Origin of the sequence: Cryobacterium sp. TMT3-29-2 (assembly GCF_004564305.1) — a bacterium.
Lineage (GTDB): Bacteria > Actinomycetota > Actinomycetes > Actinomycetales > Microbacteriaceae > Cryobacterium > Cryobacterium sinapicolor.
Genome location: NZ_SOGK01000115.1, coordinates 1 through 13,379, shown reverse-complemented (window position 1 = coordinate 13,379; position 13,379 = coordinate 1). Strand labels below are relative to the sequence as shown.

General features: G+C 60.4%; 16 protein-coding genes and 1 pseudogene. 3 read left to right on the top strand and 14 right to left on the bottom strand.

Translation table 11 applies throughout. The features are described 5' to 3' along the window. Positions 1–55: 55 nt before the first annotated feature. From dprA to E3O67_RS17650, 3 genes and pseudogenes are all read right to left on the bottom strand, one after another. On the bottom strand, positions 56–1,315 hold the full coding sequence (gene dprA / locus E3O67_RS12910; RefSeq protein WP_134430120.1) for a DNA-processing protein DprA: 1,260 nt from the start codon (positions 1,313–1,315) through the stop codon (positions 56–58). Beyond that, positions 1,312–1,671 (bottom strand): hypothetical protein, encoded by a 360-nt coding sequence (locus E3O67_RS17655; protein ID WP_255575882.1) that lies wholly within the window; start codon positions 1,669–1,671, stop codon positions 1,312–1,314. The genes dprA and E3O67_RS17655 overlap by 4 nt, the downstream gene beginning before the upstream one ends. Next, positions 1,660–1,923, bottom strand: a pseudogene (locus E3O67_RS17650) (ATP-binding protein); the annotation flags it as partial. The pseudogene E3O67_RS17650 and the gene E3O67_RS17655, both read right to left, overlap by 12 nt. Positions 1,924–1,966: 43 nt before the next feature. On the opposite strand from E3O67_RS17650, the gene E3O67_RS12900 reads away from it, so the two are divergent. Together E3O67_RS12900 and E3O67_RS12895 are read left to right on the top strand one after the other, a co-directional pair. Continuing rightward, positions 1,967–3,541 carry a recombinase family protein gene (locus E3O67_RS12900; RefSeq protein ID WP_135102883.1) on the top strand — a complete coding sequence of 525 codons (1,575 nt, stop codon included), beginning with the start codon at positions 1,967–1,969 and terminating at the stop codon, positions 3,539–3,541. A 103-nt stretch (positions 3,542–3,644) separates the two neighbouring features. After that, complete coding sequence (locus tag E3O67_RS12895; protein WP_135102882.1) at positions 3,645–3,995, top strand: hypothetical protein; 351 nt, start codon at positions 3,645–3,647, stop codon at positions 3,993–3,995. 81 nt (positions 3,996–4,076) lie between these two features. Here the strand turns inward: E3O67_RS12895 and E3O67_RS12890 are convergent, their stop codons facing one another. Further along, a complete protein-coding gene (locus tag E3O67_RS12890; protein ID WP_167726632.1) occupies positions 4,077–4,703 on the bottom strand; it encodes a DUF4145 domain-containing protein in 627 nt (208 codons plus the stop codon). A gap of 270 nt (positions 4,704–4,973) precedes the next feature. Between E3O67_RS12890 and E3O67_RS12885 the strand changes: the two genes are divergently transcribed. Next, a complete protein-coding gene (locus E3O67_RS12885) occupies positions 4,974–6,599 on the top strand; it encodes a DNA methyltransferase (protein ID WP_135102880.1) in 1,626 nt (541 codons plus the stop codon). 19 nt (positions 6,600–6,618) lie between these two features. Here the strand turns inward: E3O67_RS12885 and E3O67_RS12880 are convergent, their stop codons facing one another. The 10 genes from E3O67_RS12880 to E3O67_RS17645 all read right to left on the bottom strand — a co-directional run bounded on the left by E3O67_RS12880 (position 6,619) and on the right by E3O67_RS17645 (position 13,272). Continuing rightward, positions 6,619–7,233 carry a recombinase family protein gene (locus tag E3O67_RS12880; protein WP_135102879.1) on the bottom strand — a complete coding sequence of 205 codons (615 nt, stop codon included), beginning with the start codon at positions 7,231–7,233 and terminating at the stop codon, positions 6,619–6,621. Beyond that, positions 7,230–7,523, bottom strand: a complete 294-nt coding sequence (locus E3O67_RS12875; protein WP_135102878.1) for a hypothetical protein — start codon at positions 7,521–7,523, stop codon at positions 7,230–7,232. Before E3O67_RS12875 ends, E3O67_RS12880 begins: the two co-directional genes overlap by 4 nt. Next, complete coding sequence (locus E3O67_RS12870; RefSeq protein ID WP_134507000.1) at positions 7,516–7,836, bottom strand: hypothetical protein; 321 nt, start codon at positions 7,834–7,836, stop codon at positions 7,516–7,518. Before E3O67_RS12870 ends, E3O67_RS12875 begins: the two co-directional genes overlap by 8 nt. 943 nt (positions 7,837–8,779) lie before the next feature. Beyond that, positions 8,780–10,018 (bottom strand): AAA family ATPase, encoded by a 1,239-nt coding sequence (locus tag E3O67_RS12865; protein ID WP_167726630.1) that lies wholly within the window; start codon positions 10,016–10,018, stop codon positions 8,780–8,782. Further along, entirely contained in the window at positions 10,015–10,878 is an 864-nt protein-coding gene (locus E3O67_RS12860; protein WP_135102876.1) for a bifunctional DNA primase/polymerase, read from the bottom strand. The genes E3O67_RS12865 and E3O67_RS12860 overlap by 4 nt, the downstream gene beginning before the upstream one ends. Beyond that, positions 10,868–11,005 (bottom strand): hypothetical protein, encoded by a 138-nt coding sequence (locus E3O67_RS17010; protein WP_167726628.1) that lies wholly within the window; start codon positions 11,003–11,005, stop codon positions 10,868–10,870. The genes E3O67_RS12860 and E3O67_RS17010 overlap by 11 nt, the downstream gene beginning before the upstream one ends. Before the next feature lies 1 nt (position 11,006). Next, a complete protein-coding gene (locus E3O67_RS12855; RefSeq protein WP_135102875.1) occupies positions 11,007–11,291 on the bottom strand; it encodes a helix-turn-helix transcriptional regulator in 285 nt (94 codons plus the stop codon). A 614-nt stretch (positions 11,292–11,905) separates the two neighbouring features. Further along, positions 11,906–12,589 (bottom strand): hypothetical protein, encoded by a 684-nt coding sequence (locus tag E3O67_RS12850; RefSeq protein WP_135102874.1) that lies wholly within the window; start codon positions 12,587–12,589, stop codon positions 11,906–11,908. A 4-nt stretch (positions 12,590–12,593) separates the two neighbouring features. Continuing rightward, positions 12,594–13,022 carry a hypothetical protein gene (locus E3O67_RS12845; protein ID WP_135102873.1) on the bottom strand — a complete coding sequence of 143 codons (429 nt, stop codon included), beginning with the start codon at positions 13,020–13,022 and terminating at the stop codon, positions 12,594–12,596. Positions 13,023–13,149: 127 nt separating this feature from the next. Further along, positions 13,150–13,272 (bottom strand): hypothetical protein, encoded by a 123-nt coding sequence (locus E3O67_RS17645; RefSeq protein WP_255575876.1) that lies wholly within the window; start codon positions 13,270–13,272, stop codon positions 13,150–13,152. Positions 13,273–13,379 lie beyond the last annotated feature (107 nt).

Sequence of the window (13,379 nt, the reverse complement as noted above, 5' to 3'; positions counted from 1 at the left end):
AGGAGACACCCCGGACCCTTACCCGGCGACGGGCGTATCCGGTGCCCCTTCGCCGCTACCGGCCGCGCACCCAGCCGGTCTCCTTCTCGCGCACCACCCCCTCCAGGTCGAGGGCGCCGAGGGAGCCCTGCACCGCGGCTGTCGACAGACCCGCCCGGCGGGCGATGTCGGGCACGGTGCGCGCCGCCCGCGTGCTCAGGGAGTCGAACACGCGCACCTGCTCACTCGTGCGGCCGCCGAACCCGGCCGTGTCGCCGTTGGCGGGCGGCAGGTCGAGGGTGAGGTTCAGCATCCGTTCGCCCACGAGCTCGGCCATCTCCGCGGCCGTGGTGACGCATACGGCGTCATACTCGCGGATCAGCCGATGGCAACCGGCCGAGGTCGGGCTGGTCACCGGACCCGGCACGGCCCCGAGCGGGCGGCCGAGCGCGGCGGCGTGCCCTGCGGTGTTGAGCGAACCTGAGCGCCAGCCGGCCTCGAGCACGACCGTGGCCGCGCTAGCGGCGGCGATCAACCGGTTGCGTTGGAGGAACCTCCATTTGGTGGGCGCGGCCCCGCAGGGCAGTTCGGAGACGATCGCCCCCACGGTAGCGATGCGGCTCAGCAGTGCGTCGTGGCCGCTCGGGTAGTAGCGGTCCACTCCCCCGGCGAGGAAAGCGACGGTCAGCCCCGAGCTGGCCAGTGCCGCCCGATGAGCCATGCCGTCGATGCCGTAGGCCGCCCCGGACACAATCAGGAAGCCGCGGTCGACGAGCCCGGCGGAGGCCTCCATCGCCACATGCTCGCCGTAACCGGTGGCCGCACGGGCACCCACCAGGGCGATCGAATTGGAGAGTGCGCTCAGAGCCGTCGGGACGCCCCGCCACCACAGCGCGACCGGCGCGTGGACCGCCAGGTCGTCGACGCCCGTCGGCCAGGGCGGATCGGTGGGCACGAGAAGCCCGGTGGACACGCGCGCCGCCTGCTGCAGCGAGCGAATCACCTCGGCCGAGGACAGCCGCGGCCGCCACCGTTGCAGCCCCTGCTCCAGTTGAACCGGCAGGTCGTCGGTCAGCGGCCACCCCGTGGCGGCCAGCGCGGCCGCGAGGCGGGCCCCGGTCCAGAGGTCGAGAACGGCGGTGAGGGCCGGCCCTGCACCAAGCCCCTGCACGAGCAGTCCGGCGGCTCCGTCGCCCGGCTCCGCGATGCCGGTCCACGCGGCGCGCGCGAACAGGTCGGCGGCGGCCGCGGCATCCGTCGGGCCCGGCCCCCAGGATGCCCGCACACCCCCGGTCAGCGCGATCACCGTGGATTCCTCCAGCCCGAACAGCATCATGACGTCATTCCCTTCCGCAGGTACAGGGCCTGCCCAACCTGTTCGATGCCGGGCCGGGAGACACCCTGGAGGTCAGCGATTGACCAAGCCACCCGCAGCACGCGGTCGTAGCCGCGCATGGTGATGCCACCGCGCTCGAGCGCACGGTCGAGGATGGCCGTGGCCGCGCCGCCGAGCCGGGCCGCGGGGCCGCGCAGCCAGGGGCCAGGCACGTCGGAGTTGAGCGCCCACGGTGTGCCGGCGAGGCGATGGGCCGCGGCGGCACGTGCCTCTACCACCCGTCCGCGGGCGACCGCGCTGACCAGGCGCGGCGTCTCGGCGGCGAGCCGCAGTTGGGCGGCGGTGATTCGCTGCACCTTCAGCTGGATGTCGATGCGGTCGAGCAGCGGCCCCGAGATGCGCGCCAGGTAGCGGCGCCGGGAACTCGGCGGGCAGGTGCAGTCCAGGTCGGGAGCGCCGTACTGGCCACACGGGCACGGGTTGGCCGCCATCACGAGTTGGAAGCGGGCCGGGAAGTGCGCGACCGCATTGGCGCGGTGGATGCTGATCATCCCGGATTCCAGCGGCTGCCGGAGCGCGTCGAGCACCGCCGACGCGAATTCGGGAGCCTCAACAAAGAATTAGCAATACACCTGTGTGATATTGTCAACTATGAGTCAATCATCAACCCCGATGAGAGCTGCTCTCTATTTGCGGCAATCGCTTGATCGTGCGGAAGGAATCGACAGCCAGCTTCTTCGGTGCACCAAGCTTGTAGAAGCTCGTGGCTGGGATATCGTCGCGACTTATACAGACAACGAGATTCGAGCGTCCAAGCCTCGCGGTCCTGAAACTGGGTGGGGTCAAATGCTCCCCCGCATTGGTAACGACTTCACCGTTGTCATTGCCGTCGACCTCGACCGTTTGCTCAGGAACACCCGAGACCTCAACACGCTGATTGACCTTGGCGCACGGGTGGTCACTGTTGATGGCGAGATTGACCTCAGCACTGCTGACGGCGAGTTTCGAGGCACCATGCTCGCTGGCATTGCTCGGTTCGAGTCACGCCGTTCATCAGAGCGTCAGAAGCGGTCGAAGCAGCATGCGAGCGAGGCAGGCAAATGGCATGGAGGAATCCCTCCATATGGCTACACCGCCAAAGACGGCGCACTGGTTGAAGTGAAAAGCGAGGTCAAGCTCATCAAGGAGGCTGCGAAACGCCTTCTCGAAAACTACGAGCCGATGTATGCGATCATCACAGACTGGAACAGCCCGAAGGTTCCCGGCGGGTCTGAGCCAAAGCATCAGACGCGAGGCAACCACCACTGGCGACAGCCCAATCTGCGCTCAATTCTTCTGAACCGCGCAATGCTCGGAGAGACCAAGGCAGGTGTGGTGGGCTGGAAGCCGATCATCGACCAAGCCACATTCGACCGCCTCCATGCTCTGCTCACAGGCCCCTCGCGCAAGGTGGTGCACTCCCCCGGCGTCAAGGGCGGGAAGTACAGCATGGGTGGAGGCTTGACCGTTTGCGGCAAGTGCGGCAAGCCCCTCATCACCAGCACCAAGTCAGGCATGAATGGCAAGCACCCTGCCCTTGCATGCCTCCGGCGCGTACATGGTCCCAGCGAGCATCACCCGCAGGTGCAGCGGATGGTCGCTCGCAACGGTGAGAAGGTCGAAGTCTGGCAGGACACCGGACGGGTCGCCATAGCGCACGACCTCCTTGAGGCATACGTGTTCAGCCAGGCGATAGCGCGACTGAAGTCGACCGAGCACTGGCACTCGCGCAAGTCTGAAAAAGACCCTGCAGTCGATGGGAAGATCGCGGCCCTCAACGAACGCCGCACGGCACTGGCTGAAAAACTTGACCGCACTGAGGACTTTGCGATGGACGGACTAATCAGCAAGGCGAAACTGAAAGCTGCGCGAGACAGCATTGATGCCGAGGTCGAGCAAATCGGCAGGGACATCGCCAAGCTGGTCGGGAAACCCTCGATCGGTGAAGTCTTCGGCAAGCTGGACCATATCTTGACCTCGTGGCCTAGGTGGACTCCCGGCCAGCGTCGAGAATTTCTGAAGATGCTTATTGATCGTGTCGTCGTCAATGAATGGCCCGATGGCGTGCCTCGCACGTTCCCGCAAGCGCGAAACGAATCTGCCGATGTATACGCCGCGCGAAAGAAAGCGAACCTTGCGAAAGCCGTGGAACAGCGGGTTCGGATTCAGTGGCGCGAGGTCAACTGAGAAGTTAGGCTGAGGGCCACTCAGGTAAAAGATAGCCGAGCGAAGTTCTCGGCTATCTGCATGTCTAGGCGACCTTCGTTCGGCTCGAACGAAAGGAACCATCATGACCGCGGTCAGGACAAAGAAACGCAAGCCCACCACCGCTGCACGCATCGAGATGTGGCTGTGGTTCAAGGACGAAGCAACCTACCGGAAGTTCGCCGCCGAGACGTTCGGTCGCAAGGCTGACACGATCAGCGATCGTGAGTGGGTGAGCGCCACCTACCTTGAAGAAGGCCCGGAGGGCGCTGTTGAGGGGGTATTTCGGTTCACGCACACCTGCCGGAATGCGGGTGCCCACGACTCGGACAGCAGGCGCTTCTTCCATGCCACGCGTCGAAACGCATCCATCGCGGAAGGTGATGCCGACGTTGAGGTCGTCGAGCTACTGAGTCGCGCTGAGGTTTCGGCGTAGAAGTGCATCAGGCGCGACGAGGGCACCGGCGATATCGACTATCGAACCGGTGCTCTCAATGCCTGAGCAAGCGCGTCGGGGTCATACAGGCATACCCGGAACCGTCGCGCCATTGCCAGTGCGCTTTTCCTTGATGCGTGCTGTCCTCGCCGGCCCCTGAAAGACTTCGTTGAGCACTTCGTCCATCAACTCCAGGACCTCGCTCGAATCCTCAACTGTCGGTACGTCTTCGATGTCGCCGTGAGCCATGTCGTTACCGAAGTGCCGGATCTCGTGAGCCGCATCTTTGGTAGCGGGCCGGATGAGGCCCGCACTTGCCATAGCATCGATTTTCGCAACAAGGTTGCCTGTCTTGATCCCCTTGTCCTTGGCAGTAGCCTCGACGACGGTGCGCGCCATCAAAATCGCGGCCATCGGCGCGTTGATGCTGGACGCGGAATGTGCTTCCTTCGCCGCCGCCGCAATCGCGTCTGGCACGTCTGGGAATTCTTTCGATTCCCCCGTCCTCGGATACCAAACGAAGCTTGCGTCGGACGCCCTCTCGAACCTGTCGACGTTTGAGCTCCCGCTGGCAGGCGAATCGCTCACGCCCAGGCTCGCACGTTTGCAGTAGTCGCATGTGGCGATACCTTGAATCAACGTGCCGCTAACAGTACCTACCTCGGTATAGCGCTTGGTCTCCAGACCGACTGCCCAGTTCGTGGTCATATGTGAGTATCGGCCACAGAATGCACACGTAGTTGAGCTCATCCCTACATTCTGCCAGCGACAGCCGACATCCAGTGCAGAGGTCACTTGTGCGCCTACTCAGCCGCCCCCCAGTTCGAGTGCCCGCAGTACTATCGGCGCATGGACGACTTCGACGACCTGAGCACGCCGAACTGTCCCAAGTGCCTAGAGCCGATGGAGGCTGTCATCGGTGCCTGGTGGTGCGAGTCGTGCAAAGTGGCCGATCGGCCCACCCCTTAGACTCCACCTGTGACCGACAACCAGCTCTACTACGGCGACAACCTCGAAGTACTTGCAAAGCTGCCGAGTGAGAGCGTCGATCTTGTGTACCTCGACCCGCCATTCAACTCGGCGCGGAATTACAACGTCATCTTCGCGAGAACAGGCGATACCCCAAGCGACGCCGGTGCTCAGATCCACGCGTTCGAAGACACGTGGACGTGGACGCAAGGGACGCAGGACCAATACGACGAATATGTAGGGGGTGCGGTCCCCAATGCAGTCGCAGAAGCACTCACTGCCTTCAACATTCTTATAGGTCAAAACGACGCACTTGCCTACCTCGTCAATATGGCACCTCGACTTGTCGAGCTTCATCGGGTACTTAAGAGCACTGGCAGTTTGTTTCTCCACTGTGATCCCACCATGAGTCACTACCTCAAAGTGCTTCTCGACTCCATTTTTGATCCGCGCAATTTCAGAAACGAAATCATTTGGAAGCGCGCGACGACCGTGAAGGGCAACTTCGGTCAGGGCCAAAAGGCCTTTGGGGCAAACACGGACACGATTCTCTACTACCAAAAGACCAAGGACGCGAAGTACAACCAACTGTTCACTGCGTATTCAGACGAATATGTCAAGACCGCGTATAAGTATGTAGAACCTGGCACTGATCGACGTTACAGGCTGATCTCTATGATCGGGCCAGGCGGTGCGGCCAAAGGCAACCCACAGTATGAGGTCCTGGGAGTCACACGCTACTGGCGTTACTCCAAGAAGAAGATGAGTGATCTAATCGATGCCGACATGGTCGTCCAAACGAAGCCTGGCACCGTGCCTAATCGCAAGCTCTATTTGGACGAGGGCAAGGGTGTTCCAGTACAATCGCTGTGGGACGACATCCCGAACCTCCAAGCGGCAAGTGCCGAAGCGCTCGGTTATCCTACGCAAAAGCCACTAAGTCTCCTTCGGCGCATCATCGAAACTGCGACTGATGTTGATGATGTCATTTTGGATCCGTTCTGTGGATGCGGAACTGCCGTTGACGCGGCTCAGGCCTTGGACCGGAAATGGGTCGGCATCGACATCACTTATATTGCTGTCGACCTCATTGAGAAGCGCCTACAGCACACCTACGGTGATGCGATCAAAAATGAATACACAGTGGCTGGCATCCCGAAAGATTCAGCAGCGGCGCAAGCTCTCTTCCTTAAGAATCCGTTCGACTTTGAACGGTGGGCAGTTTCGCAGGTCGGTGCACAACCGAACGCGAAGCAGGTCGGCGACAAAGGCATCGACGGTGTTGCACGATTCCCAATCGACTCGAAGACGACCGGGCGCGTCCTTGTGAGCGTAAAAGGCGGCAAGACCATCAACCCTTCGATGGCTCGCGACCTCGAAGGAACGCTCGCCCAGCAGAAGGCCGAACTCGGCGTATTGATCGTGCAAAGTCCGGTAACGAAGGGCATACAGGAGGTCGCAGACAAGTCTGGGTCGTACAAACACCCGAACACCGGCCAATCGTATCCACGAATTCAGGTCATAACGGTTGCTGAGCTGCTTGCGGGCAAGCTTCCGAATATGCCCGGAACATACTTGCCCTACATTGCTGCGGCGAAAGCGCCGAGTGCCACGGGAAAGGCTACGCTGTTCTAAACAGACGTCAAGCGTCAACTTAGCGTGTGGCTATGATTCGGATCGAGTTCGCGTGCCACTTCACTCCCCCGCCTGGTAACGGCACGGCATCGGCGTTGAGGCGATCTGCGATGGCGCGATATGTCCGGCCGGATGCGCGCCAACGGCGAATGCGCCGAACGACGGCAGGGTCTTGACCTTGAGGCCGGCCGACATGCACGCCCTTGGCTTTTGCGGCTGCGAGCGCTTCCTTGGTGCGAAGCCCAATAGTCTCGCGTTCCCACTGGGCAACGGCCGCCATGACATTCGCCACCAGCTTGCCTGTCGGCGTGGTCGTGTCGATGCCGAGGTCAAGCGCAACAACACTCCAGCCTTGCTTCGCAGCGGACTCCAGCAGTCGAGCGAAGTCGGCAAGCGAACGCGACAGCCGATCCAACTTCGCGACGACCAGGGCATCGGCCTCACGCGCTTTCAGCATGGCGAGCGCAGCCGTGATGCCGGGACGGTCGATGTCTTTGCCCGACTTGCCAGCGTCCTCGATCCACTCCACCTGCCAACCTCGACGCTTCGCCTCAGCAGTGATGCTCGCCCGCTGAGCGTCGAGGCCATGCTCCTGAGTGACGGTACTGACTCGGAGGTAGCCGATCACCCTCATCGAATGCCCTCGAACAGATCGCCCTCGAAATAGGACAGACGGGCACCGGTCTTGGAATGCTTTGCGAAGTAGACATATGACGCCTCGCGGAACTCAACGCGCCAGCCTGAGTTATCCAGTGCGTCGGCAAGCGTGTCGTCGGCACCATCTGGAAAGAAGGCATCGCCACTGCTTGGCGGCTCGAAGGTATCCAGGATCGCCTTCAACGCCGCGAACGTGTCCGGCTTTTCGGCACGGATTCGTGCGAGCGTCGCGGCGTATGCCTGCCAGTAAGCATCGAGGTTAGACATTCGCGGCCTCCCACAGCGACGGTGAAGCGTAGCCGTTGCGAGCGTCGCTCGCCGTGAGGTAGACGAACCCGGCTTCGCCTTCCGGCACCGCCTCAGAGATCGGCTCGCCTTCGGCAGGGCAACCGGCAAGGTGTTCGGAGTCTTCGCCGCACTCGCTGCACTCGGGCGAGGCGTGAACAGCCGTGCCGTCTTCGTCGCCCTCGGCAACTCCTCGGGCGAGAGACCAGAGCGGGTAGTTCGGCTGATACGCGATGCGTACTTCGGCACTTGGGTTGAGGCCTTGAAGCGCCTCGATGAGGTCTTGAACGATCATTGTCTTTACATCCTTTGAGTCTCGAAGATGTGTTCGATTACAAAGTTGACAATATCAACCTAGGACCTCGTGTCAACTAACCCCTCGGTTTGTTGTACATAGGGTTTGATCTGGGGTTTTACTTCATGCGACGTGGGCACATCTAAGGCATCGACAGGCAAGGTAATATCGATCCCCGACCTCACACCGACGTTGCTTCGGTGGGCATCGTGTGGCCTACCGAAAGCCACTGCGGCGCTGGTGCGGAATGGACATCGCGCAAGCGACTTCGATCTGTGCCTCACTGTCGAAATGCACCTCAAAACGTCCTCTATGGCTTTGACCGTCCATGGCTTGAGAGAGGTTCAAGCACGCCTAACGACTCATATAGTCTGCGGCTCCTCTATCCAGGCGATTGGTCCGCCACTTTGCTCGACGATGTGGTAGCCCGAAGCAGGCTGCTTATCCGTCAGCTCGACGGTTCCATGCCTTGGCACCGTGACCAAAGTGCTGCAATGGCTCAACCGATGCCCGAAGCCTCCATGGTTATGCAGCCCTCCGCAGTACGGGCACTCGATGACGACGGACGGATCACTGTGGCCGAGGATGCGAGTAACGCCTACTTTTTGGTCGGAAGGGTACCGTGTCTTGTATGCGAACAGTCGGAGAGGCTTGCCGTGCGTTTTCGGATAGTCCGCTACGAGCCATGCACCGCAGCCCGAGCACTGCCCATGCACGCCCTTCTTCGCCTCGCCCGCCCATGATGTACTGCACTGCGGGCAAGCAACAGTCTGTGCTTCTGGCATTGTTCTTCCTTTCGGCCGATGTTGAGGTCCTGTGGCCTCTTAAGTTGTTCCTCGCGCGTATATATAAAATGAGGTGAATAGGGTGAATCTGGCCATTTTGAGCGCCTAGATTCACAGATTCACCCTATTTGTATATACCCGAGGGTGCAGTGAATCTGTCAATCCCAGTCGTCACGGTCGAAGCTAGGCGAAGGCGGCTGATTGACGGCTGGCTGGACTGATTCGAACGGCATCGCGAACGGATCTACTACGCGCCCGTAGTGCCCATAGGTCGGCTGAGCAATCTCGTGATTGGCGACCATCCGCTTCAGCCGACTGACAAGGGCAGGCTGTTTCATGCCGTAGCCCACACCCTCACCATCAATGTTGTTCATGTGCTCCAGAATCTGCGCGGGCGTGACAGGTTCTTGCGCGAGCATGATGAAGGAAAGAATGTCGTCCTTGATCTGGTCTCCGGCGCTACGGCCATCCTTGGTGCGCTTGTCTTGCGCGAGCAGGTCGTCAACAGACGTCGAACTCGGCCCGAGGTAGACCGCGACGCCGAACAGCTGCGTTTCGGTGATTGGTTCACCCTTCTCATCCCACTCGCCAGATTCAACCTCGACCGGTGCCTGAGTCAGTTCATATGCCCAGCAGTCACCGTCTGGACCGTAGTTGTTCTTGTCCTGTTGGGCGATAGTGCGATTGGTGCCAGGCTCACGAGCAACGGCGATATACGACCGGCAGATATCCCGCCAAGCATGGGCACCTGACAGCTTTTCAGCAATCGAGCCGTGGCCCTTTCGCCAGTGCATGACTGCAATGATCGCCACGTTTAGTTCCTGTGCAAGCTTCGCTACTGGATCAAGTGCCATGCGAACTTCCTTCGGGCGGTCAGGGCTACCGTCCATGAAGCTGATGATCGGGTCGAGAATAATAATCCGAGCGCCAGAGTCCTCAATGTCGGCCCGCAGCGAGTCAAGGTCGTCACCAAGACGAAACATCGTCTCGACACCCTTTACCGTCGTAGTGTCCATCTCGACAACGAAGTCTTCGATGCGCGTTAGATCAGCACCGGCTGCAGTCAGCCTCGGCACCACCTGTCGCTCAAAGTCGTCTTCACCAGCAGCCATGAGAACGTTGACCGGTTTCCCGGCGAGATCGCCAGCCATCACGCCTTTCGACCAGTCAGCCGCCATGCGGGTGAGGATCGTTGACTTTCCAACGCCGGCCGTTCCTGCAATGATCGTCAGCGCTCCCATCGGGACGTAATTTTGCCACGCCCACCATGTCTTCTTAGGCGTCATGTCAGATGCCCTCCTTCTCTTGGTTCTGCGATTTCCTCCAACGTCAGGCCTACTGTCGTTCACCTTCCCTAGCAGCTCCGCAATCCGCTTGTTGTCGAATGCTTCGCTCATGCCAAGCCCTCCTTGCAGAGCCAAGCAGTGATGATCTGCCGGTTGATGTGGTCCTCTCTGTCGATGAAGCCACGAGCGCTGCGTACAGATTTCTCGACCTCTGACCATGGGAAGCTGTCTTGTCCAGGCGTTGCCCCCCAGACCAATCGAGCCAACGCCCAGACCTCCGCTTCGGCGTCAAGACCTAGCTTCAGCCACCACCGACAGGCCAGCCGGTGCATGTAGTCATTCCTGGAGTTGAGAGGCAGGCCGTTTGTGATCGCTTCTTCTGTGGAGGGAAGGTCAGCACCGGGCGATGGCGAGCCGCCACCGAACCCTGAGCGGTTGATTCTCCACCCTCGAATTGCCCGTAGCAAAGGCTCAGGCGCGAAGGGGATATCTTCCAGAGAACCGCGAAGCAGCGTATAGACCCGCTCACCGTCAACGCCGTCGCGGATGGTGCCCGGTGCTGCGACCTGATGCCCGCCGTCTGCCTTCACGTCAATTTGCGGAACCCACGGCACTTTCGACGGCAACTCACCTTCGTACCGGAAGTACAGGTGGGCACCACTCGCGGTCTGCACCAAAGGCAAGTTTCTGAGGTCAATATCCAGCAGTTCCTCAACGTCGATGAGCGAGGTAAATCCTTGAAAGCTCCACGGTTTTTCCGGATTCGGCTTGCAGTCAATGTCGAGTACGCCGATACCGTCCCCGGTCAGAATTCCCCAGTTGCAGTGAGGAAGCTCCAGTTGCCAGGCGCGCCACTGATCAGGATCAGCACTTGCACGCTTTGGCCATTCGGTCAGCCACGGGCGATTTGTTCTGGGGATAAGCGGTAGGAATCGGATTGGCTCGACCGATCGTGCGGTCTCACGAGTCATCTTCGACCTCTAGCGAGTACAGGAAGGCGATGACACGATCAACTGTCGCGTCTGAGATGACCTTCGCTTCTTCGACGGCGCCGTAGAACGGCGCGAGGCGATCCTCTGCCGTTTGCTTGGTGGCCATGTCACTCGCCGGCCTTCTTGCGCAGGCGTTCCGACGTCATGATGCCGCGAGGCGGTGGCCAGTCGTAGCGGTACTCAAGCATCTCTTTGTCGAAGAGAACCTGAACCGGCAGGCCGAACAGCTTTTCGAGCACATCGCACTCGTTCGGCGTCGGATAGGTGCCGCCATGAATGAGATTGTTGAGACGCACCTTGTCGGTGCCGAGCGCCTGAGCTACTTGGGCTCGCGTAAAGTCGTTGAAGGGGATGAACTTTCCAAGCATCTGCTTTCGACGTTGAAGTGTCACGGTGAGGACCTTTCTGCGGGTCCACCAAACGGGCAAAGCTAAAGGCCCGCCAGATGGACAGATGTCCACCCGTGGGCCTTCTTTTCCTCACCGTCGAGACTGGGTGTAGATGTGCCTCGATTAGTTATAGATTTATCACATTTGTTTCCTCGCGTAAACAAAAGTTGACGCAATCGTCTGGCGGTCATCTAGAAAATCGGCAGGCGCGGTGACAGTGTTTATCGACCTCGCGAAGCCAGGGCCTCAGCGGGCATTTTGGGATCGCTCCGAGTGCACTAGGAGTCCTCGCCCTGTTGTTCCTCGACGAAACGAATGCAGTCTCGATGCAAGGGAAACGTGCGGCATTCGCAGTGCGCCATTCCGTGTGGACTGTTCAAACAGCCAGGTGCAGTGGCGACGTGCCGCGACTCAATCGTGCGATGCCGCCATGTCTTGATGTCTGTGGTGGAATCGCTCATTCTTCAACACCCGACCCGTGCCCCGACATGCCACGTCTGGATTCATTTGGCGGCACAAGGTCTTTGGGATTAGGCACTGGCTTCGGGGTCGGCTCGGGCGAGAATTCGCCTGTCTGTCGGCCAGCGGGTAGTCGCAGATCGTTCACGGTGGCTCCCTTACTTGCGTTGTGGAGGTTCGGCTGAACCTCGAACGTGTGCCTTCTCGCCAAGGAGCTTCCCCGGAATGATGCGAGGAATGTCGTTTTCGTCCTCGATTACATCGGCATCCTCGACGTTCAGGAAGGTTGCATCTGTCGTGGCGTAGGCAGGAAGTTCACCCATCTGCGCGAGAAGCGCCTCGGGCACGGCACGGTTGATTTGCATCCCAGTGCTTTGTGCGAAGACGTGCTGCATGGTGACTTCCCACGGCTTCACTTCAACTTCCACGTTCACCCCTGGGCCGGAGCCTGTGCGGTCGAGCACCATCTGGATGGCGCGCAGTCGGTCACTGTCCGAGGTGCCCGGGGCATCAAGGATGCGATTGAGCTGCACGACAGCAGGCTCGGCAAGCTCTAAAAGTCGCTGGCGTGCTTTGTTTGCGACATGCCCAGACGAGCCGCCATGCGTCTTACAGACTGTGCCGCCACGAATGGCTGCTTTCTTGCACTGCTCACCGGTGCGAGACGAATGAGCCTTGCAGCGGTTCTGAAGATCGGCCGCTGTCGCAGTGGCAATCTTGATCGACCCTCCGTGCACACCACAGAATTCGCTGCCCGAGATAGCCCAGTTGCGACACGGCTTTCCCTTGTTGGGATTCTTTGCCCCGCCGACTGTCCCTTTGCATTGTCGCTTCGCCGCCATGATTTCACTCCGTCGCGGCCTGTGGCGACGCGCCATAGTTGAAGACGAAGTAGTCCGCGCAAAGGCCGCACATCTCGATTTGCACAATGTACTGTCCGAAGGCAACCCAGAACGGCACCAGAATCGCCTGAGCGTTGTTGCAGACATCGCAGTATCGGACGCACGCTCTGGATGCAATAGGGACAGTGCCCGTGCGGGTCAGTTCACTCGTATGTGCGCTGAGGGCATCCCGGGCCCGGACGATCGGCACAGGATTGTCGCCATTGGCCTCTTGCCTCCCGTCGAGGTGGGTCACCGCGTCGATAATCATCGGCCCGATGCCCGGATGCGCTCGCATGAAACGATTATGTGGAGCGAGTCGCCGCGCTTCGTCTACCTCGGCCTCAAGCTGGTCCGTCATCGCGTTTACCGAAGTGTCAGTGCTGTCATGCATAGTTGGCCCTCCCAATCGGCCCTCTGTGAGGTTGAAGGGGCGTCGCCGCCAGGGCCAGGCAACGACGCCCCCGATGTTGGGCGCTGAAAGGTGAAAGGGGTGAAAAAACCCTCCAGCGCCCGGCTTGTTACCAGACCGGAGCCGTGTAGGTTCCGCTGGCCTTGATTTGGGTGACGGCCGCAGCTTCGCGGTTGCGGACGCCGAGACCGAAGCCGCGCATGTACACGGAGTCGATCAACGGGTAGCGCATTGGCCCTGACCCCGTCGAGTGGACACCTCACAAGAGAGAATGTTCACTATGGCAAGATCACGTCGGGACTTCACCCCTGAGTACAAAGACGAGGCCGTGAAGCTGGT

Bases quoted from the DNA above. Each gene is read 5' to 3' on its own strand.
- dprA (WP_134430120.1), bottom strand. From the start codon at position 1,315: ATGATGCTGTTCGGGCTGGAGGAATCCACGGTGATCGCGCTGACCGGG.
- E3O67_RS12900 (WP_135102883.1), top strand. From the start codon at position 1,967: ATGAGTCAATCATCAACCCCGATGAGAGCTGCTCTCTATTTGCGGCAA.
- E3O67_RS12895 (WP_135102882.1), top strand. From the start codon at position 3,645: ATGACCGCGGTCAGGACAAAGAAACGCAAGCCCACCACCGCTGCACGC.
- E3O67_RS12890 (WP_167726632.1), bottom strand. From the start codon at position 4,703: ATGACCACGAACTGGGCAGTCGGTCTGGAGACCAAGCGCTATACCGAG.
- E3O67_RS12880 (WP_135102879.1), bottom strand. From the start codon at position 7,233: ATGAGGGTGATCGGCTACCTCCGAGTCAGTACCGTCACTCAGGAGCAT.
- E3O67_RS12875 (WP_135102878.1), bottom strand. From the start codon at position 7,523: ATGTCTAACCTCGATGCTTACTGGCAGGCATACGCCGCGACGCTCGCA.
- E3O67_RS12870 (WP_134507000.1), bottom strand. From the start codon at position 7,836: ATGATCGTTCAAGACCTCATCGAGGCGCTTCAAGGCCTCAACCCAAGT.
- E3O67_RS12865 (WP_167726630.1), bottom strand. From the start codon at position 10,018: ATGAGCGAAGCATTCGACAACAAGCGGATTGCGGAGCTGCTAGGGAAG.
- E3O67_RS12860 (WP_135102876.1), bottom strand. From the start codon at position 10,878: ATGACTCGTGAGACCGCACGATCGGTCGAGCCAATCCGATTCCTACCG.
- E3O67_RS17010 (WP_167726628.1), bottom strand. From the start codon at position 11,005: ATGGCCACCAAGCAAACGGCAGAGGATCGCCTCGCGCCGTTCTACGGC.
- E3O67_RS12850 (WP_135102874.1), bottom strand. From the start codon at position 12,589: ATGGCGGCGAAGCGACAATGCAAAGGGACAGTCGGCGGGGCAAAGAAT.
- E3O67_RS12845 (WP_135102873.1), bottom strand. From the start codon at position 13,022: ATGCATGACAGCACTGACACTTCGGTAAACGCGATGACGGACCAGCTT.
- E3O67_RS17645 (WP_255575876.1), bottom strand. From the start codon at position 13,272: ATGCGCTACCCGTTGATCGACTCCGTGTACATGCGCGGCTTCGGTCTC.